This window comes from Variovorax sp. GW821-FHT09B01 (assembly GCF_059418345.1).
In genome coordinates this window covers 386,630-405,100 of record NZ_JBWKPQ010000005.1, presented here as the reverse complement: position 1 = coordinate 405,100, position 18,471 = coordinate 386,630, and the positions used below count along the sequence as shown (strand labels likewise).

The following is an 18,471-nucleotide window of genomic DNA, read 5'->3' as shown; positions in this document are numbered from 1 at the left end:
CCGTGCCTCGTTTGCACGTACATCAAGTCATGTAGCCAAGAGGCTGCGCTCTTTTGTGATTGAGGCGAGGTATCCGTTTGCCGAGTGAATTCGCACGCGGTTGTTGAAGCCCTCGATCCAGTCCACGATGTACAGGCGAGCCTGGGCCCGAGTGTCATAGCGTACCTGGTAGATGCGCTCGACCTTCAAGGTTTTGAAGAAGCTTTCCATCGCCGCGTGGTCCCAGGCGTTTCCCTTCCTGCTCATCGACATCGTCATCCCGAAGTCCGCCGTCAGCCGGCGGTACTCATGACTGGCGTACTGGGCGAACCCCTGTCGAAATGGTGGAGCGGCGCGTTGACGGCGGGCCGACGTTCGTTCAGGGCTTGCTCCAGTGCACCGAGCACGAAGTCGGTCTGCATGGGGCGGCTGACGCGCCAGCCCACAATGCGCAGGGCAAACATATCGATGACGGAGACCACGTATGGCCAGCCTTGCCAGATCGAAACGAAGGTGAAGTCCGAGACCCACAACTCATTGGCGTTCTAGACCTTGAACGTTCGGTTGACTCGGTCCAGCGGGGCATGGAGCTGCAGTGTCTGGCGTGGTCGCGCGAATACGCTTGCCTCGGCGCGCGCCCTACAGTGCCAGGCGCTTCATCAGCCGCTCGACCGTGCAGCGCGCGATCCTTGCGCACGGCCAGGGTGCGCTTGGGCTCGGCCAGCATCCGCCCGATGACGGCGCTAAGTTGGAGCAACTCCAGGCCGCTGGCCCGCCCCAGCACCTCCAGCAGCCGAGAGTCGACGCTAGGCAAGCTCACGCAGCCATCCTCTGCGGCTGATCTGGCTGCCCGATGTTCCAGGACAACAACTCCTCGACACGGTTGATCGGGTGCTCGGCGATGCGTGTTAGCACCTCGCGCAGGTATGCTTCGGGATCGATGCCATTGAGCTTGGCGCTTTCCACCAGGCTGTACAGCGCCGCGGCCGGCTCGCCACCGTCGTTGGAGCCCATGAACAGGTAGTTGCACCTTCCCACGGCCACGCCACGCAGGGCCCGCTCTGCGGCCGATTGTCGATCTCGATGCGCCCATCATCGACGTAGCGCGTCAGCGCCTGCCAGCGCGTTGGTGCGCGCCGAGCCGCGTAGGGCCAACTCGGTACCGCAAAGCATCAGCGACCGGGTACCTTCACCTAAGTACCAAGGACTTCCGGCCGCATGGCCTTGGTCTGGTAGGGGGAATCCTGTCCTGCGAGCAGCATGCCGGCGAGCACCCTGTGCTTGGATTGCTCGATGTGAGACATCATGTGAGCGAGTGCCGCATCAAAGTCGCGCGCGGCCAGCGCATGCAGAAACTCCAGGTGCTCACGCATCGCCGGCACCACTTGCACAGGACGCATAGAGTCAGCGTCATAGCGAATCAAACGCACGTGAAGGCTGTTTACCCGATAGATCTCCGAGAGGATCTCATTGCCGATGGCGTCCACCATGAGATCGTGCAGCCCCCAGTCGACGACCTGCGCGTCGCGCTCCAGCGCTTCGTCGGGTTGCGGCTGCAAGGCTCGCTGCAAGATGGCCTCATGGCTCTCGATCAGTCGGCTGAGCGTTTCCGTACTGGCAGCACGGGCGAAGTTGATCACCGCCTCGCGCTCAACCATCGCCCGCACCTGCCATGCGTTGCGAATCAGCTTCATGTTGACGGACGCTATCTGCAAACCGCGCTTAGGCACGGTCTTGATCAGTCCGGCGGCCTCCAGCCGAGGTACCAACTCACGCACCGCCGCTAGTGGCATCTCAAGCAACTCCATCAACTCCCGCTGCGAGACGAACTGCCCGGGTCGGATCCGGGCATCAATGATCTGCTGACGAAAACCTTGGTAGGCGCGGCTGCGCTGGTTCACCGGCTCAGCCTCGGCCACTTGCGAAGGCGAGCGCCGGGAAGAGTCGGACAAAGCGACGGCGGGGGTGTTCATGGAAGTCATCGTAAGGGGCGCGCGAGGCGCTGGAGCGCATTGTCCCCGATCTAGGGTTAATACTAACATTCATCTGACATGTTAGTCAGCGTATAGTTTCACCTCAGCGCGACAATGTCGTGTCCCCAGTCAATTCACAGTTCAGAACGGAGCAGTTCCATGGGTCTCGATCTCACCGGCGTCATCCCTCCTCTCGTCACTCCTTTCACCGCCGACGGCAGCATCGACGAGGCGGCCTACCGCAAGGTCATCCGCTTCAATCTCGACAAGAAGGTCCACGGCGTATGCCCGGGCGGCAGCACCGGCGAAGGCCACACCTTCACCGTCGACGAGTTCAAGCGCGTCATGGAAATCACCGCCGCCGAAGTGGCAGGCCAGGTGCCGATCGTGGCCGGCATCATCTCCAACAGCACCCGCGACGCGATCAACCGCGCCAAGGCGATCGCGCATCTGCCGGTCGCCGCCCTGCAGGTCACGCCCGTGCACTATCTCTTCAAGCCGGACGAGCAGGCCACCCACAACCACTTCAAGGCCCTGACTGAGGCGGTCGACACGCCGGTGGTGATCTACAACGTGGTGCCTTGGAACTACCTGAACCCGGCCCAGATGATCCGCCTGATGAAGGAGCTGCCCGGCGTGCAGGGCATCAAGCAAAGCCAGGGCGACCTCAAGCTCATGGCCGACCTGCTGCTCGGCGTTCCCGAAGGCTGCAAGGTGTTCTCCGCCGTCGATGCCCTGCTGTACTCGTCGTTCGCGCTCGGCGCCCACGGCACCATCGCCGCCACACCCGCGGCCCTGCCCGGCGTCTGCGTGAACCTGTGGAACACGGTCCAGGCCGGCGACCACGTCAAGGCGCTGGAAATGCACAAGTCGATGCTGGCATTCTGGAACGCGCTGGTCGGCGACAACCTGCCTGCCAACATCAAGACCTCGATCACGCTGCAGGGCTGCGAAGCCGGCCTGCCGCGCGCGCCGATGCCGGCCACCGGCGAGGAGCAGCGCAGGAAGATCGAGGCCGCGATGGAAGACGTCCTGCGCTTCGACGCCTGAAGCGGGCCCCGCAAACAAGAAAGACAGGAGACATGAACATGAGAATCCAGCGTCGGCAGATCCTCGGCATGGGCGCCGCTGCAGCCTTGGGAACCACGCTGCTGCCGGCCGCGTGGGCACAGGGCTTTCCGGCCAAGCCGATCACGCTCGTGGTGCCCTTCGCGCCGGGCGGCAACACGGACATCGTGGCGCGCACGGTCGCCGTCGCCCTTGGCAAGGTGCTGGGCCAATCGGTGATCGTGGACAACCGCGCAGGCGCAGGCGGCTCGATCGGCGCGATGCAGGTCTCGCGCTCGCCGGCCGACGGCTACACGCTGCTGCTGTGCGGGGCCGGCGTCATCGTCACGGTGCCGGAGATGGTCAAGACCAGCTACAGCCGTGCAAGCTTCGCACCGCTGGGGCTGGTCAACAAGAGTTCCATGGTGCTGCTCGCGCGCAAAAACGAGACCCGCTTCAAGAACTTCAAGGAGTTCGCCGCCTATGCGCGCTCCGGCGACGGCAAGGTCACGGCGGCGCACTCCGGGCCCGGCACGCCCAACCACCTGGCGCTGCTCCAACTCGAGAGCCTGCTGAAGGCGAAGTTCACGACGGTCAGCTACAAGGGCTCCGGACCCGCGCTGGTGGACGTCATCGGTGGCCAGGTCGACGTGCATTTCGACCAGGTCACCAGCTCGCTGCAGCACATCAAGGGCGGCGCGCTGCAGGCGCTGGCGGTGCTGGGTCCGGTGCAGGACCCTTCCCTGCCCGGGGTTCAGACGGTCGCGGAGCTCGGGTTCGGCGACATCGACGGCACCACCTACGTGGGCGTGCTCGCACCGGCGGGAACACCGAAGGACATCCAGGACAAGCTGGCCGCGGCGCTCGCGCAGGCCGTGAAAGACCCGCAGACCGTGGCGAGCGCACGCGAACTCGGCAGCGTCGCGCTCTCGAGCACGCCGCAGGAATTCGCGCGGATCCTCGATGCCGAATACGCGCTGGCCACGCAGGCCACGCGGGACGGCCGCCTCAAGGTCGACTGAAGACCGCGCTTCCTGCGCATCGCGGGCCGGGTGCCCGCCAATGCGCCGGAAGCCCTCGCAGATTCATCCATTCGCACGGTGCGGCCCGGCCGCCACCGGCGCACGGACGCGCCCGCACGCAGGGGCGCTCCACAGAGCAAGGCAGACAGCAACGTGAAGAAGATCCTCAACGACCCTCAGGCCTACGTCGACGAAATGCTCGACGGACTTTGTCTGGCGCATCCGGAGCTGGTGCGACGCGGCGAAGGCGGCCGCGTGGTGGTCAGGCGCGGCGGCGCCGTCGCTGGCAAGGTCGGCATCGTCACCGGCGGCGGTTCGGGCCACCTGCCCGTCTTCCTCGGCTACGTGGGCGAAGGCCTGCTGGACAGCTGCGCCGTCGGCAATGTGTTCGCCGGACCACGCATGGACGACTGCATCGAGGCGATGCGCGCGGCCGACGGCGGTGCCGGCGTGCTGCAGCTGTACGGGAACTACGGCGGCGACCGCATGAACTTCGAGATGGCCGCCGAGATGCTCGAACTTGAGGGCATGAAGACGGCATCGGTGCGCGTGTCAGACGACGTCGCGAGCGCACCGCCCGAGCAGCGCGAGAAGCGCCGCGGGGTGGCAGGCCTCGTGCTGGTCTACAAAGCCGCCGGCGCCAGGGCGGCCGCGGGCGCGACGCTCGATGAGGTGGCCGCCACGGCGCGCAAGGCCGACGCCGCCTGCCGCACGATCGGCGTCGCGCTCACGCCTTGCGTGGTGCCGGAGTCCGGCAAGCCCTCGTTCGAGATCGCCGACGACGAAGTGGAGTTCGGCATGGGCATCCACGGCGAGCCGGGCATCTGGCGCGGTCCGCTCAAGACCGCCGACGCCCTGGCCGACGAGATGCTCGCGCGGGTGCTGCCCGAACTGGCGGTCTCGCGCGGCGACCATCTGGCACTGCTGGTCAACAGCCTGGGCGCCACACCGTCCGAGGAGCTCTACATCCTCTATCGCCGCATCGCGACCGTGCTCGCCGGGCGCGGCGTCGACATCGCCTTCTCGCTTGTCGGCCGCTACGCCACGTCGATGGAAATGGCCGGTGCCTCCCTCAGCGTGATGAAGCTGGACCGCGACCTCGAGGCACTGCTGGCGGCGCCCGCAACCTGCCCGTTCTGGAGCGTGCGCTGATGCTCGATGCCATCGTCCTGGCCCGCGCGGTGCCGCGCTGGTGCGCCGCCATGCATGCCGCCGCCCCGGAACTCAACGCCCTCGACGGCCGCCTCGGCGACGCCGACCTGGGCGCCACGCTCGACAAGTGCGCCACGCTGATGGAGCAGGCGCTGCCCGGGCTGCCCGACTCGCTCGAAGGCATCTTCAAGCGCTGCGCGCAGGCCTCGGCGAAGGCCTCCGGCTCGAGCTTCGGCACGCTGCTGACCGTCGCGCTCATGACGGCCGGCAAGCACTGTGCCGGCAGAGAGTCGCTCTCGACGCAGGACGTCGCGGCGCTGCTGTCCGAAGTGATCGCGACGCTGTCCGCGCGCGGCGGCGCCGCCCTCGGCGACAAGACCGTGCTCGACGGGCTGGATGCGATCCAGCGCGCCCTGTCCGGTGCCGCGGCCGACGCTCCCGCCCTCGCGCTCGCCGGCGCGGCGGTGCGCGAATCGCTCGATGCATTCCGCGACAAGCCCAACCGCATGGGCCGTGCCCGCATGTTCGCGGACAAGACCATCGGCCTGGACGACCCCGGCATGGTCGCGCTGCAGCGCATGGTCGACACGCTCTGACGGCACCCACCCGCGCCCCTCACCAAAGAAAAACGAACACGGAGACAGAACGAAATGCTCGGACAAGTGATCGTCAGCGGCCTCGCCATGGGTTGCATCTACGCGCTGATCGCGCTCGGCTACGCCTACGTCTGGAACACGATGGCGATCGTGAACTTCGCAGCCGGCGAGTTCCTGACCTTTTCCGCGTTCGTCTTCGTCGCCACCTTCACGACGAGCATGCACCTGCCCTTCTGGCTCGCCGCGCTGCTGACTGCCGCGGTGATGGCGTTGCTGGGGGCACTGTTCTCGCGGCTCGTGTTCGCCCGGCTGCAGCGCCAGAAGGCGCTGGTGGCCATCATCGCGACCGTGGGCTTCGGCATCTTTCTCAAGGAGATGGCCCGCATCATCTACGGACCCGAGCCGCTGCTGTACGCCAGCCCGTTCGGCGATGGCGTGATCGACGTGGGCGGCCTGCGCATTCCGGTGCAGCAGCTCGTGATCATGGTCGTCGTGGTGCTGGTGATGGTGCTGCAGTACCTGGCCCTGCGCTACACCACCATCGGCAAGGTCATGCGCGCCACCGCGCTGGATCGCGAGACCGCCCAGCTCATGGGCATTCCAGTCAACCGCGTGCTGGCCGGCACGTTCGCGTTCTCCTCGGTGCTGGCCGCGCTCGCGGGCATCCTGCTTGCGCCGCTGTTCTACGTGACGACCGAGATGGGCACGCTCGTGGGGCTGAAGGGATTCGTCGCGATGATCATCGGCGGCTTCGGCAGCGTGCCGGGTGCCATCCTCGGCGGCGTCCTGCTCGGGGTGATCGAGAACGTCGGCGCGTTCACCATCTCCTCCACCTACAAGGACGCGATCGCGTTCGGCGTGCTGCTGATCTTCCTGCTGCTGCGCCCGCAGGGGATCCTTCCGGAACGCAACGCCGACCGCGCCTGAGGAGTCCATCATGCACAACAACACCTGGATGCGCTCCCTGGCGTGGGTCGCCGTGCTCGCCGCGCTGGCGCTGCCGATCGCACTCGATCTCAACATCTACTACCTGCACGTGCTCAACCTGGCGTGGATCTTCGCGATCGCCGCGCTGGGCCTGCAAGTGGCAACCGGCATCACCGGGCAGATCGTGCTCGGGCAGGCCGCGCTCGTGGGCTTCGGCGCGTATGCCACGGCGCTGCTCATGATGCGCGTGTCGCTGCCCTGGTTCGTGGCGCTTCCCGCCGCCATGCTGCTGAGCGCCGCCGTGGGCGTGTTGCTGGGCGCGGTGAGCACGCGCATCAAGGGCCATTACCTCGCCATCGTGACGCTCGCGCTCAACGAGATCTTCCGCATGGTCGCGCTCAACGAAGAAGCCCTCACCGGCGGGCCGATGGGCATGCGCGACATCCCGACGTTGAACATCCCCGCGCTGGGCGATCACATCGACAAGCAGCTCTACTTTCCGCTGCTCTTGCTGAGCCTGGCGGCCTACGCCGCGATGGTCTGGCTCCAGCGCTCGCGCATCGGCCGCGACATGCGTGCGGTGCGCGACGACGAGATCGCCGCCGAGGCCATGGGCGTCGATTCGCGCCGCGTGAAGACCATCGCCTTCGCGGTGTGCAGCGTCTGGGCCTCGCTGGCTGGCGGCCTCTACGTCCTGCTGGTCGGGTTCGCGGCACCAAACAACTTCACGGTCTTCGAGAGCATCAAGATGATGTTGATGGTGGTGCTCGGCGGCCTGGGCTCGATCGCCGGCACCTTCCTTGGCGCGGTGGTGATCACCGTGCTGCCCGAGGCACTGCGCGGCCTCCAGACCTATTACCTGGCCGCGTTCGGCATCGGCGTGGTGGCGATCCTGCTGCTTGCGCCGCGCGGCCTCGGCGTGGTCGGCGACTGGCTGCTCGGCGCGTTCCTGACGGGCCGGCGCGATCCGGTGGGCGAAGCACCCGCCGCGCCGCTGAACCTCGGTGCGGCCGCCTGCGCCGCGAGCGCAGCCTTGGCCGGCCGCACGCCGGTTCCCGTGAGCGGCGAGCCCCTGCTCCAAGTGCGCCGCGTGTCGCGCAGCTTCGGCGGCGTCAAAGCCCTCGACGACGTCGCGTTCGACGTGCGCCGCGGCGAGATCCTCGGGCTGATCGGCCCGAACGGATCGGGCAAGTCGACCATGATCAACGCCTGCTCGGGCACCGTGGGCGTGGAAGGTGGCATCGAACTGGCAGGCGAGCGCATCGACAACCATGCGCCATGGTCGATCCACGCGAAGGGCGTGGCCCGCATCTTTCAGAACGTGCGGCTCTGGGAATCGATGACGGTGCTGGAGAACGTCATGGTCGCGTGGCGGCCGCCGGAGGGCGCGTCCGGCCAACGCGAAGCGCTCTGCCGCACGGCGGCGCTCGAGGCCCTGAACAGCATGGGCGTCGCGCACCTCGCATACCGGCGCGGCGGCGACCTGTCCTTCGGCCAGAGCCGGCTGGTGGAGATGGCGCGCGCGATCGTCAACAGGCCCCGCCTGCTGCTGCTCGACGAGCCTGCGGCGGGACTGCGCGGCGGGCTGATCCTGGAACTCGCGCAGATCCTGCAGCACCTGCGCGCGCAGGGCATGTCGATCCTCGTGGTGGAGCACCGCATCAAGCTGGTCATGAACATGTGCGATCGCGTCGTGGTGCTCAACCTGGGCCACAAGATCGCGGATGGCGCGCCGGCCGAGGTCATGAACACGCCGGCGGTGATCGAGGCCTACCTGGGCGAACGCGTGCCCGAAGAGGCCGCGCCCCCGCTCACCGCCCAGCCGGTGGCGGGCTGAGCCGCCGGCTATGCGCCCTCCCCGTTTTCGTTCCCTCTTAGATCAATGCGCACCGCGCCATCCACTGGAGATAAAAGCATGAAGAAGACTACCGTTCCCTCGTCACGCCGCGCATGGATCGCCGCAGCGTCGCTCGCGCTCTCGCTGCCCGCGATGGCCGATGCGCTCATCGGCGTCTCGCTGCCGCAGACGGGCCCCAAAGCGCTCGTCGGACGCAACTTCAAGCAGGGCGTGGAGCTCGCGGTCACGGAGATCAACGCCGCGGGCGGCGTGCTGGGCAAGCCGCTGGAGGTCGTGTTCGAGGATGACCAGGGCGACAACCCGAACGGCGCGATCAACGCGGTGAACAAGCTGATGCAGGTCAGCAAGGTGCCGGTGATGATCGGCCCGCACTACTCGGTCACCCAGATGGCCACGCAGAAGACCTACTGCAACGGCAAGGTGGTGTCGCTCACCGGCGGTACCTCGGTGGCCATCACGCACAGCGGCTGCAACTACGTGATCCGCACGCGCTCCGACGACGACGTGCAGGCCAAGGCGCTGATCGCCTATGCCCAGAAGGAACTCAAGGCCGGGGAGAAGACGGCCATCTTCTATGCCAACGACGACTTCGGAAAGTCGGGGCAGGCGCGCGTGGTCGCCCAGATGGCTTCGCTGGGGCTGAAGCCCGTCGCCGTGGAAAGCCACAACCCCAGCGACAAGGACTACTCGGCGCAGCTCGCCAAGCTGCAGAAGGCCGGTGCGGAGCTGGTCATCCTGTGGGCGCACGACACGGATGCGGCGCTGATCCTGCGCCAGGCCAAGCAGTTCGGCCTGCCCTTCAAGTTCGCGGGCGCCGTGCTGTCCGAGGAAGCGTTCCTCAAACTGGCCGGCAGTGCCGCGGAAGGCTCGATGAGCGCCTCCTACTTCGTGCCGACGGATCCCAACCCCGCCGTACAGGCCTTCGTGAAGAAGTACGAGGCGAAGTACAGGATGGCGCCCGACGTGTGGTCCGCCACCTACTTCGACGCGACCATCCTCGCCGCCAGGGCCATCAACGAAGCACGGTCCCCCGACGTGGAGAAGATCCGCGAGGCGTTCTCCAGGGTGAGCTACAGCGGCCTGCTCGCGGACTACAAGTGCGACAAGGCCGGCGACTGCAACCGGCAGGTCAACATCGTGGAGATCAAAGGCGGTCAGCCGGTCGTTCGCTCGGCGGTGAAGTTCTGAGCCCCGGCGCAGCGAGGAACCCCATGATGCAAGCAGACCTGCCGCGTGCCATGGTCGCCGAGCGGCCCGAACTCGAGCTCTCGCACGTCGACGTGTTCTACGGCAAGGTGCAGATCCTGTTCGACCTGTCGATCAGCGCCTATGCGGGCCAGATCGTCGCGGTCATCGGCGCGAACGGCGCGGGCAAGTCGACCACCCTGAACCTGATCGTGGGCCGGCTGAAGGCCGGCGCGGGGCGCGTGGAGTTTGGAGGCCGTGACATCGGCGCGCTTTCCGTGGAGCAGATCGTCGCATCGGGCATTGCCTGCGTGCCCCAGCGGCGGCGGATCTTCTCGACACTGAGCGTCAAGGAGAACTTGGAGGTCGGCGCTTATGTGCGTCGGCGCGACAAGGGCGCGGTCAGCGCCACGCTGGACGAGATCTACGAGCTTTTCCCGGTGCTCAAGCACAAGGCTGGGGAAATGGGCGGGGTGCTGTCCGGCGGCGAACAGCAGATGCTGGCGATCGCACGCGGCCTGATGGCCGGTCCCCGCATCCTGCTGCTGGACGAACCGTCGATGGGCCTGTCGCCCAAGCTCACGACCGAGATGTTCCTCGACATCCGCCGCATCGCGCGCGCCGGGCGCACTGTCGTGATCGTCGAGCAGAACGCATTCGCTGCGCTGAGCGTTGCCGACCACGGCTATGTGCTCGAAGGCGGGCGAATCGCACTCGAAGGCTCCGCCGCGCAGCTGCTGCACGACGACCATGTGCGGGACGCTTACCTCGGGGCCTGATGCGCCCCCCACAACAGACCATGTCCTTCCACCAGACACTTGCCCAGACCGCTGCCGCGGTCGAATCCCTCATGCCCGAGTTCCGGGCGATCCTTGAAAATCGCGCCGTCACGTCCGCGGCGGTACGCGCACACCACAGCCATGGTGAGGGCCTACCGGACCCCGGCCAGCCCGACGTGGTCCTGTTCCCCCTGAACAACGAGGAAGTGGCGGCCGCCCTGAAGCTGTGCCACCGTGAGGCGGTCCCGGTCATCGCCTTCGGCAGCGGCACATCGATGGAGGGCCATGTCGCGGCGATCCACGGCGGCGTCTGCATCGACGTCTCGCGCATGGACCGCGTGCTCGAAGTCTCCACCGAATCAATGGACTGCCGCGTGCAGGCGGGCGTGACGCGCGAGCAGCTCAACGAGCACCTGCGCGCCAGCGGACTTTTCTTCGCGGTGGACCCCGGCGCCAACGCATCGCTGGGCGGCATGGCCTCGACGCGGGCCTCCGGCACTGCCGCGGTGCGCTACGGCACCATGCGTGAAACCGTCATGGGCCTGACGGTAGTCACACCCGACGGACGCATCGTGCGTACTGGCACGCGCGCGCGCAAGTCGGCATCGGGCCTCGACCTGACACGGCTGTACGTCGGAAGCGAAGGCTTGCTGGGAATCATCACCGAGGTGCAGCTGCGCCTTTTCGGCCTGCCGGAGCACGTCACAGCGGCCGTGTGCCAGTTCGACAGCCTGCGCGCCGCCATGGACACCGTGATCGCCACGCTGCAGCTGGGCGTGCCGGTCGCGCGCATCGAGCTTCTCAACGAAGTACAGATGGACGCCTGCATCCGCTACTCGAAGCTCGACGAGTTCGAGCCCCGCCCCACCCTGTTTATCGAGTTCCACGGCAGCGAAAGCGCCGTGGCGGAACAGGTCGCGACAGTGGAATCACTTGCGCTCGACAATGGCGGCAGCGGGTTTCGTTACGCCCACCGACCCGAAGACCGCTCCAGGCTGTGGAAGGCGCGGCACTCCTGTTACCACGCCAACCTCGCGATGCACCCCGGCTGGAGCTCCATGGGTACGGACGCATGCGTACCCATCTCTGCGCTGGTGGAATGCATCACCGAAACCGAGGCCGCCATCCGTGAAAGCGGCCTGTACGCGCCCATCGTCGGCCACGTGGGCGATGGCAACTTCCATCTGGGCATCATCTACGACGACAACGATCCTGCGGCACGGGGCAAGGCGGAGGCCCTGGCCGAGGACGTGGCGCTGCGCGCGATCCGCCTCGGCGGCACCTGCACCGGCGAGCACGGCGTCGGCCTGCACCGCATCGGGCAAATCGAGATCGAGCATGGCGAAGCCATCGATCTCATGCGCGACATCAAGCGCGCACTCGATCCGCTCGGCATCATGAACCCGGGGAAGATGCTGAGGATGTAGCCACCTTGCGAACGTCCAACCACGGCTAGTGTGCTCTCCCTCTGGTAGGCCAGCAAAGTCGATGCGGTTCCTTAAGGATCGAGTCACCTGTGGCAGTCCATGCAAAGGGCCCGGACGATGCGGCGCAGGATGGCTTCTGGATAGCACATGGAATGGGCTGCTGCCGGTCTCATAGACACCGACCTAAGCTTTTTGAGCTTTCTCGAACTGTATCGGGCTGACGTAGCCGAGCGTCGAATGACGACGCGTCGGGTTGTAGAGCCGCTCGATGTAGTCGAACACATCGGCGCAGGCCTGTTCCCTGGACCGATACACCTTTCTGGCTGTGCGCTCGGTCTTCAATGAACTGAAGAAGCTCTCCATGGCCGAGTTGTCCCAGACCTCGCCCCGCGCGGCTCATGCTGCAGGTGATGCCTTCCGCCGAAGTTGCGCACTTCGGCGGCCAGAGGGTGCGAGAAATCAGCAGGAGGACACCGTATCCATTGAATGCACAGCGCGTGTCGAATCCTTCCCGCGCCACCCAGAACGGGCGACGCGCGTTCTCTTCGTGAATGCCTTCACAGATCAGCCTATGCCAACACTGCTGCGTACACAGCGCCACTAAGCCTAGCTAGGTGACGTGCAGGTGAAGCTGGACGCCGCGTCGGGATCGCCGGTGCCGTTGTATTTTGGAAACTGCGGGTGCCTGCACATCGGCCGCTGCATGCCCTTGCCCGGCTCGACGCTGCGCGTGGCCACGATCTCGTGGGCGCTGGGATGGGTGCCGGTTTCGATCCAGTCGAACATCGGGGTGATGAGGTCGACGCTGTCCGGGCCCTTGCCGCCTGCCGGCGTGGCGGCGCAGTGGTCGTTGCCTGCCAGCACGTAGTACTCGACGAACCGGTCGGCCGCGGCCTGCCCGCCCGCTGCGGCGACGACCTTGCGGTAGTAGTCCGTGGTGTTGTTGTGCGTGATCAGCCAGTCGGTGGTGCCGTGCATGAGCAGCATCTTGCCGTTGCGGGCCCGGAACCCGCTCAGGTCGGGGTTGACTGCATCGATCAATCGGGCGAGGTGGTCGAGTCGGTTCGTGTACTGCAGCGGGTCGACGTTCAGCGGGTCTGCGGACGGGTCTTGCGCCACGAAGTACTTCATGTAGTCGCCGCCGAGAATCTGAAGCGTGGTGCCTCCGATGGCCTGCCACGATGCGTCGTCGGCGGTCTCGCCGCCGACATAGGGAAAGGCCGGCCATGTGTAGCGACCACCCGCCACGTCGGTGGGCTCGTACAGGACCTTGGCGGACGCCAGCTGCGCATCGGTCAGGCAAGAGTCTGCGTCGGCGCCCGTGCATCGGAGCTTGGCCAGATCGGGCTTGCAGGCCTCGGGGTGGCTGATGATGCCGTCCTTCAGGCCGTCGAGTGCATCGCATTGGGACTGCATGAAGTTCGCGAGGGTCTTGACCTTCGGGATGCTCAGGCCCGCCTCGGGCTGGGCCAGCTGCTTGAGTATTTTTTGATACCAGAGGAACTGGCCCGTGTAGGCATTGGCCGGGGCGCGCGCGATCACGCCGTCGAACAGATCGGGATGCCGTTGCGCCTGGATCAACGCCTGACGCCCACCGCCCGAACAGCCCTCGTAGACAAACTTCGAGCGGCCGACCGATTCGCCATAGCGCGAGCGGAGCACGGCCTTCGCCGATGCAAGCACTTTGGGCACGGCACCGTCCGCGTAGTCCTGAAGCAACTGGGGGTCCATAGCGAAGGAGCCATTGGGATGCTTGGCCGCATCGTGTCCATGGTTCGTCGCGATGGTCGCGTAGCCGCTTTCCGCGACGCCAGGGCTGTAGGCGCTGGGGTAGATGGCGCCGTCGAAGCCGCCGCCGCCGATAAACAGGACACGCTGGTTCCAGCTGCTGGGCAGCTTGACTTCGAAAGCGAGTTCCGGCGGCATCTCGCCGCGCACGGTGCAGGTCTCCGGCGTGGTGTCTGTCTGGGGCGTCAGCGTCGCCTGCGTGATCGTGGCGCCTTCGAAGGCCCGGCTCAGGAAGCTGTTGCACGCAGCCTGCGCGCTTCCGGCACCGGACGGGAACAGCGCGGGTGGCGAGTTGCCACCACCGCTGCCGCTGCCGCCGCAGGAAGCAAGCAGCGCCGCAGCAGCCACCACGGACCACGAGGTGATGCGCCGGTGGGTGTCGCGTCGGCATGTGAGAGGGGCCATCTTCATTCTTTGTCTCCTTGTTGGGGCAATGCCCCCGTGAACGCGCACGCTGGCGCGGAAGGCACTCATGCGGCGGGCGTGAAAAGCACCGTGCCCTGCGCGAGCACGCTGGTCCTGTCGTCTGCGCTCTTGATCGCACCTTGCAATTCGAGAACGCAGCCGCCCTTCGAATGCGCGGCCATCGACGTCACGCGCCACTCGATGAGTACCGTCTCGCTCGCCCGTACGGGACGCAGCAGGTCGACCGAGAAGTTCATGCCCAGCACCTTGCCCCTCGTGGCGAAGTGACTGGCGGTCAGCCCCATCAGCAGCGAGGTGGTGTGGGTCGCACTAGCGATCAAGCCGCCGAAGCGCGTGCCCTGTGCAAACGCGGCATCGTGGTGCAGCGGGTTCTCGTCTCCCGCGGCCAGCGCGAAGGCACGCACTTGCGCTTCGTCGAAGGTGTGGGGTCGCGAGAAGCGATAGCCGGGCCCGACAGGCCCCAGGGCCGCGGCCGCTTCGCACTCAACCATGGCTCGCGAGCCGGGTGATGGCGTCCTGGCTTCCGGCCTGCTGGCGCAAGCGGAACTTCTGGATCTTTCCCGTGGCCGTCTTCGGCAAGGGGATGAAGATCACGCGGCGCGGACACTTGAAGTGCGCCAGCCGCTCGCGGCAGAACGCAATGATCTCCTGCTCGGTGGGCGCGGCGACACCGGCCTTCAGCTCGATGAACACGCACGGCACCTCGCCCCACTTGGGGTCGGGCTGCGCCACCACGGCGGCATGCAGCACCGCCGGGTGTCCATGGATGACGTCTTCGACTTCGACCGACGAGATGTTCTCGCCGCCCGAGATGATCACGTCCTTCGACCGATCGGTGATCTGCGCATACCCGTTGGCATGCAGGACCGCGACGTCGCCGGTGCGGAACCAGCCCTCGGCGAGCGCCTTGCGCGTTGCCGCCTCGTTCTTGAAGTAGCCCATCATCACGGTGTTGCCGCGCAGCATGAGTTCCCCAGCCGACATGCCGTCGGGCACGACGGGCTCGAGGGTGTCGGCGTCGCCGACCATGAGGCCTTCGAACATGGCGGCGCGCACGCCCTGGCGCACGCGCAGCGCACCCTGCTCGGCGGGCGCCAGATCGTCCCAGCCGTCCTGCCACACGCAACTCACCGGCGTACCCGAAACCTCCGTGATGCCGAAGACGTGCTCCACGTCGAAGCCCATCGCCAGCACCGCATTCAGCACGGCGAGCGGCGGTGGCGAGCCGGCCGTGAGCACGCGCACGGGGCGCGGCAGCCGGGTGTCTTTCGCCGCGTCCGCGAGCATTGCCATCACGACTGGCGCTGCGCAGAGGTGATCGATCTGATGGCGCTCGATGGCCTCCAGCACGACGTCGGCAGACACCCGGCGCAGGCAGACATGGGTGCCCGCCGCCGCAGTCACGGCCCAAGTGAAGCACCATCCGTTCGCGTGGAACATGGGCAAGGTCCACAGGTACTTCGGCGCCCGTGGCATTGCCCAGTTCGTGATCTGCAGCAGGCTCATGAGGTAGGTGCCGCGATGGCTGGCGACCACGCCCTTGGGGTCTCCGGTCGTGCCGGAGGTGTAGTTCAGGGCGATGGGTTGCCACTCGTCGCTGGGCCAACGACCAGCAAAGTCCGGGTCTCCGATCGCCAGCAGCGATTCGTAGTCGGTCTCGCCGATGGGTTCGCCGGGTGGTGCGAGGTGGTCGTTGATGTCGATGACCGCAGGCGCACGGTCGAGCAGCTTTAGCGCTGCGGCCACCGTGGCGGCGAACTCGCGATCGACCATCAGCAATTTGCACTCGCCGTGGCGCAGGATGAACGCGATGCCTTCGGCATCCAGGCGATGGTTGATTGCGTTGAGCACCGCGCCGGCCAGCGGAATGCCGAAGTGGGCCTCCAGCATGGCCGGCGTGTTGGGCGCGAGCACCGAGACGGTGTCGCCCGGTTCGATGCCTCGCATCGCCAGCGCGGACGCCAGGCGATGGCAGCGCTCGCGCGTCTGCGTCCAGGTTCGCCTCAACTCGCCGTGCACCACCGCCACGCGGTTCGGATGCGCGAGCGCCGCGCGGTCGAGAAAGCCCAGCGGCGTGAGCGGCACATGATTTGCCGCGCAGCGTTCGAGGCCCCGTGCATAGGATGGCGCGCTCATGCGGAGGTCTCCTTGGAGGTGTCGTGGAAGGTCGTAAACGCGGAGACTGGCTCGCGCTCGGTAACGAGCGAGTTCTCGACCGACGAGGTGTCGGCGTAGCCCAGGCTCATGCCGCAGACCAGCATCTGGCCGGCGGGAATGTCCAGCAGGTCCGCGATCTGGCGATGGAATTTCAGGAACGCGGCCTGCGGGCAGGTGTGGAGGTTGCGGCCGCGCGCGGCCACCATCACGCTCTGCAGGAACATGCCGTAGTCCAGCAGGCTGCCCTCCTCGAGTTCGCGGTCCACCGTGAAGAACAGGCCCACGGGCGCATCGAAGAAGCGGTAGTTGCGACCGTGCTGCAGGTGCATGCGCTGCTTGTCGCCCTTGGCGATGCCGAGCAATCCGTAGAGGTCCCAGCCGACCTTGCGGCGTCGTTCCAGGTAGGGAGAACACCATTCGCGCGGGTAGTAGTCGTAGGGCTCGAGCAGCTCGCCCGACCGGCCGGGATCGTCGTCGAGCGCGGCAATCGCCGCCGACAGACGGGTCTTGGCAGGCCCCGTCAGCACATGCACATGCCAGGGCTGCATGTTCATGCCGGAGGCGCTGTAGCGCGCCGTCGAGAGGATCGCCTCAACCTCTTCCCGGGGCACCGGCCGGGGCAAGAACGCCCTGACGCTGCGCCGGGTGGCAATGGCCCAGTCGACCGCTCCTTGCAGCGCGTGTGCCTCCAGCGGTGGCGCCATCATTCGGTTCATTGGGGTTTCCTTGCTATTTCGAAGCCGGACGAATCGCCCCGCCCACACGGCCCACTTCGCCGGGGGCCGCGCGCGCGGCCTTGGCCTGGGTCGACGCGGCGCGCGACTGGTTCACGAACGACACCGCTGCCGCGCCGATGACGCCGGCCAGGGCGATCGCCATGAAGTTCTGCTCGATGGGCAGGCTCAGCGACACGAGCCAGCCGATCAGGATCGGCGCGGCAATGGCGCCGATGCGGCCGACACCCGAGGCAAAGCCGACACCCGTCGAACGCACGGCCGGTGGATAGAAATCGCCGGCGTAGGCATAGGCCAGCAGTTGCGTTCCGAGCGTGGACGCACCCACCACGAACACGGCAAAGAACAGCAGCTCGGTCGATTTCGTGTATGCGAGCGCGGCCAGCGACGCAGCCCCGACCACGTAGAACGCCACCAGTACATGTTTGATGTTGAACTTGTCGCTCAGCAGGCCGCCGCCGATTGCGCCCACGATCGCACCGACGTTGAAGACGATCACGAAGTTCAGGGCCGAGCCCAGGCTGTATCCCGCCATGGCCATGAGCTTGGTCAGCCAGGAGTTCAGCGCGTAGACCATGAACAGCCCCGTCATGAAGGCCACCCAGATCATCACGGTGCTGAACGCGCGCCCGGCGTCGAACAGGGTGCGCACCGGCGCGTCGTGCAGGCGGTCGCTGGACGCGCCTACATACACGGTGCCGGCTGCGTTCGGCTGCTCCGGCGCGAGCTTGGCCGCGATCTCGCCGAGCTGCCGCTGGTCACCCTTCTTGAGGAGAAACGACAGCGATTCGGGCATCGTTTTCAGAATGAGTGGAATCAGCAGCACGGGCAAGCCGGCCACATAGAACACCCATTGCCATCCATGGCTCTCGATGAGCTGCTTGGCGGTGAGCGCGACCAGAATGCCGCCAACGGAGTAGCCCGCGAAAACCATCGTCACCAGGCGCGTACGCAGCTTCGCCGGTGCGAACTCGCCCATCTGCGCGGTCACGATGGGCAACACCCCGCCGATGCCGAGGCCCGCGATGAAGCGGGCGACGCTGAAGCCGATGGGTTCGGTGGCCAGCCCAGTCAGCGCCGTGAAGACACTGAAGAGCGCCACGCACACCGCGATCATGCGAGGGCGGCCGATGCGGTCGGCCAGGGTGCCCAGGAAGATCGCGCCCAGCATGGTTCCGAACAACGCCGACCCGGCCATGACGCCGGCGCTCGTGGCGTCGACGCCCATGTCTTTCATGATCGATGGCAGCGCGGCGCCCACGACCGCCAGGTCATAGCCGTCGATGACCAGGATCAACACGCACCACCAGAGCACGAGCCCGTGAAAGCCGTTGAACCGGGATTGCCCCGCCAACGCGTGAATATCGACCTGCTTGCCGGCCTGCCGCATGTTTTTGTCTCCTGTCGTTTGATCTGTCGCG

16 protein-coding genes and 3 pseudogenes are annotated in these 18,471 nt (G+C 66.6%); 9 read left to right on the top strand and 10 right to left on the bottom strand.

Translation table 11 applies throughout. The annotated features are described in order from the left end of the window. Positions 1-27: 27 nt before the first annotated feature. The 4 genes and pseudogenes from AC07RV_RS18630 to AC07RV_RS18615 all read right to left on the bottom strand — a co-directional run bounded on the left by AC07RV_RS18630 (position 28) and on the right by AC07RV_RS18615 (position 1,952). A complete protein-coding gene (locus AC07RV_RS18630) occupies positions 28-258 on the bottom strand; it encodes an integrase core domain-containing protein (RefSeq protein WP_444813998.1) in 231 nt (76 codons plus the stop codon). A gap of 29 nt (positions 259-287) precedes the next feature. Beyond that, positions 288-669: pseudogene (locus tag AC07RV_RS18625) on the bottom strand (DDE-type integrase/transposase/recombinase); the annotation flags it as partial. A gap of 126 nt (positions 670-795) precedes the next feature. Continuing rightward, positions 796-1,112: pseudogene (locus AC07RV_RS18620) on the bottom strand (transposase domain-containing protein); the annotation flags it as partial. A 60-nt stretch (positions 1,113-1,172) separates the two neighbouring features. Continuing rightward, positions 1,173-1,952: a GntR family transcriptional regulator gene (locus AC07RV_RS18615; RefSeq protein WP_444813965.1), complete on the bottom strand. Its 780-nt coding sequence runs from the start codon at positions 1,950-1,952 to the stop codon at positions 1,173-1,175. 159 nt (positions 1,953-2,111) lie between these two features. Here AC07RV_RS18615 and AC07RV_RS18610 point away from each other — a divergent pair, with 159 nt between their 5' ends. The 9 genes from AC07RV_RS18610 (at position 2,112) to AC07RV_RS18570 (ending at position 11,945) form a co-directional block, all read left to right on the top strand. Then, positions 2,112-3,002 carry a dihydrodipicolinate synthase family protein gene (locus tag AC07RV_RS18610; RefSeq protein ID WP_296739092.1) on the top strand — a complete coding sequence of 297 codons (891 nt, stop codon included), beginning with the start codon at positions 2,112-2,114 and terminating at the stop codon, positions 3,000-3,002. Positions 3,003-3,040: 38 nt separating this feature from the next. Next, on the top strand, positions 3,041-4,021 hold the full coding sequence (locus tag AC07RV_RS18605) for a Bug family tripartite tricarboxylate transporter substrate binding protein (protein WP_413765022.1): 981 nt from the start codon (positions 3,041-3,043) through the stop codon (positions 4,019-4,021). Positions 4,022-4,174: 153 nt separating this feature from the next. After that, complete coding sequence (locus AC07RV_RS18600; RefSeq protein ID WP_444813964.1) at positions 4,175-5,173, top strand: dihydroxyacetone kinase subunit DhaK; 999 nt, start codon at positions 4,175-4,177, stop codon at positions 5,171-5,173. Further along, positions 5,173-5,769, top strand: coding sequence for a DAK2 domain-containing protein (locus tag AC07RV_RS18595; RefSeq protein WP_413765021.1), 597 nt, complete (start codon positions 5,173-5,175; stop codon positions 5,767-5,769). Before AC07RV_RS18600 ends, AC07RV_RS18595 begins: the two co-directional genes overlap by 1 nt. Before the next feature lie 54 nt (positions 5,770-5,823). Beyond that, positions 5,824-6,696: a branched-chain amino acid ABC transporter permease gene (locus AC07RV_RS18590; protein ID WP_208509521.1), complete on the top strand. Its 873-nt coding sequence runs from the start codon at positions 5,824-5,826 to the stop codon at positions 6,694-6,696. Positions 6,697-6,706: 10 nt separating this feature from the next. Beyond that, a complete protein-coding gene (locus tag AC07RV_RS18585) occupies positions 6,707-8,533 on the top strand; it encodes a branched-chain amino acid ABC transporter ATP-binding protein/permease (RefSeq protein ID WP_444813963.1) in 1,827 nt (608 codons plus the stop codon). Positions 8,534-8,611: 78 nt separating this feature from the next. Continuing rightward, on the top strand, positions 8,612-9,742 hold the full coding sequence (locus AC07RV_RS18580; protein ID WP_431513381.1) for an ABC transporter substrate-binding protein: 1,131 nt from the start codon (positions 8,612-8,614) through the stop codon (positions 9,740-9,742). 26 nt (positions 9,743-9,768) lie between these two features. After that, on the top strand, positions 9,769-10,518 hold the full coding sequence (locus tag AC07RV_RS18575) for an ABC transporter ATP-binding protein (RefSeq protein WP_444813962.1): 750 nt from the start codon (positions 9,769-9,771) through the stop codon (positions 10,516-10,518). A gap of 20 nt (positions 10,519-10,538) precedes the next feature. Beyond that, on the top strand, positions 10,539-11,945 hold the full coding sequence (locus tag AC07RV_RS18570; RefSeq protein WP_444813961.1) for an FAD-binding oxidoreductase: 1,407 nt from the start codon (positions 10,539-10,541) through the stop codon (positions 11,943-11,945). Between the two features lie 183 nt (positions 11,946-12,128). Here AC07RV_RS18570 and AC07RV_RS18565 read toward each other — a convergent pair. The 6 genes and pseudogenes from AC07RV_RS18565 to AC07RV_RS18540 form a co-directional block, all read right to left on the bottom strand. Then, positions 12,129-12,360: pseudogene (locus AC07RV_RS18565) on the bottom strand (IS3 family transposase); the annotation flags it as partial. Between the two features lie 191 nt (positions 12,361-12,551). Beyond that, positions 12,552-14,144, bottom strand: a complete 1,593-nt coding sequence (locus AC07RV_RS18560; protein ID WP_444813960.1) for a tannase/feruloyl esterase family alpha/beta hydrolase — start codon at positions 14,142-14,144, stop codon at positions 12,552-12,554. Between the two features lie 59 nt (positions 14,145-14,203). Then, positions 14,204-14,650 carry a MaoC family dehydratase gene (locus tag AC07RV_RS18555; RefSeq protein ID WP_139701790.1) on the bottom strand — a complete coding sequence of 149 codons (447 nt, stop codon included), beginning with the start codon at positions 14,648-14,650 and terminating at the stop codon, positions 14,204-14,206. Then, a complete protein-coding gene (locus AC07RV_RS18550) occupies positions 14,643-16,295 on the bottom strand; it encodes an AMP-binding protein (RefSeq protein WP_444813959.1) in 1,653 nt (550 codons plus the stop codon). Before AC07RV_RS18550 ends, AC07RV_RS18555 begins: the two co-directional genes overlap by 8 nt. Beyond that, the gene (locus AC07RV_RS18545; protein ID WP_444813958.1) at positions 16,292-17,032 is read right to left on the bottom strand and encodes a nitroreductase; all 741 of its coding nucleotides are present in this window, start codon (positions 17,030-17,032) and stop codon (positions 16,292-16,294) included. Before AC07RV_RS18545 ends, AC07RV_RS18550 begins: the two co-directional genes overlap by 4 nt. 13 nt (positions 17,033-17,045) lie before the next feature. Further along, positions 17,046-18,440, bottom strand: a complete 1,395-nt coding sequence (locus AC07RV_RS18540; protein WP_444813957.1) for an MFS transporter — start codon at positions 18,438-18,440, stop codon at positions 17,046-17,048. Positions 18,441-18,471 lie beyond the last annotated feature (31 nt).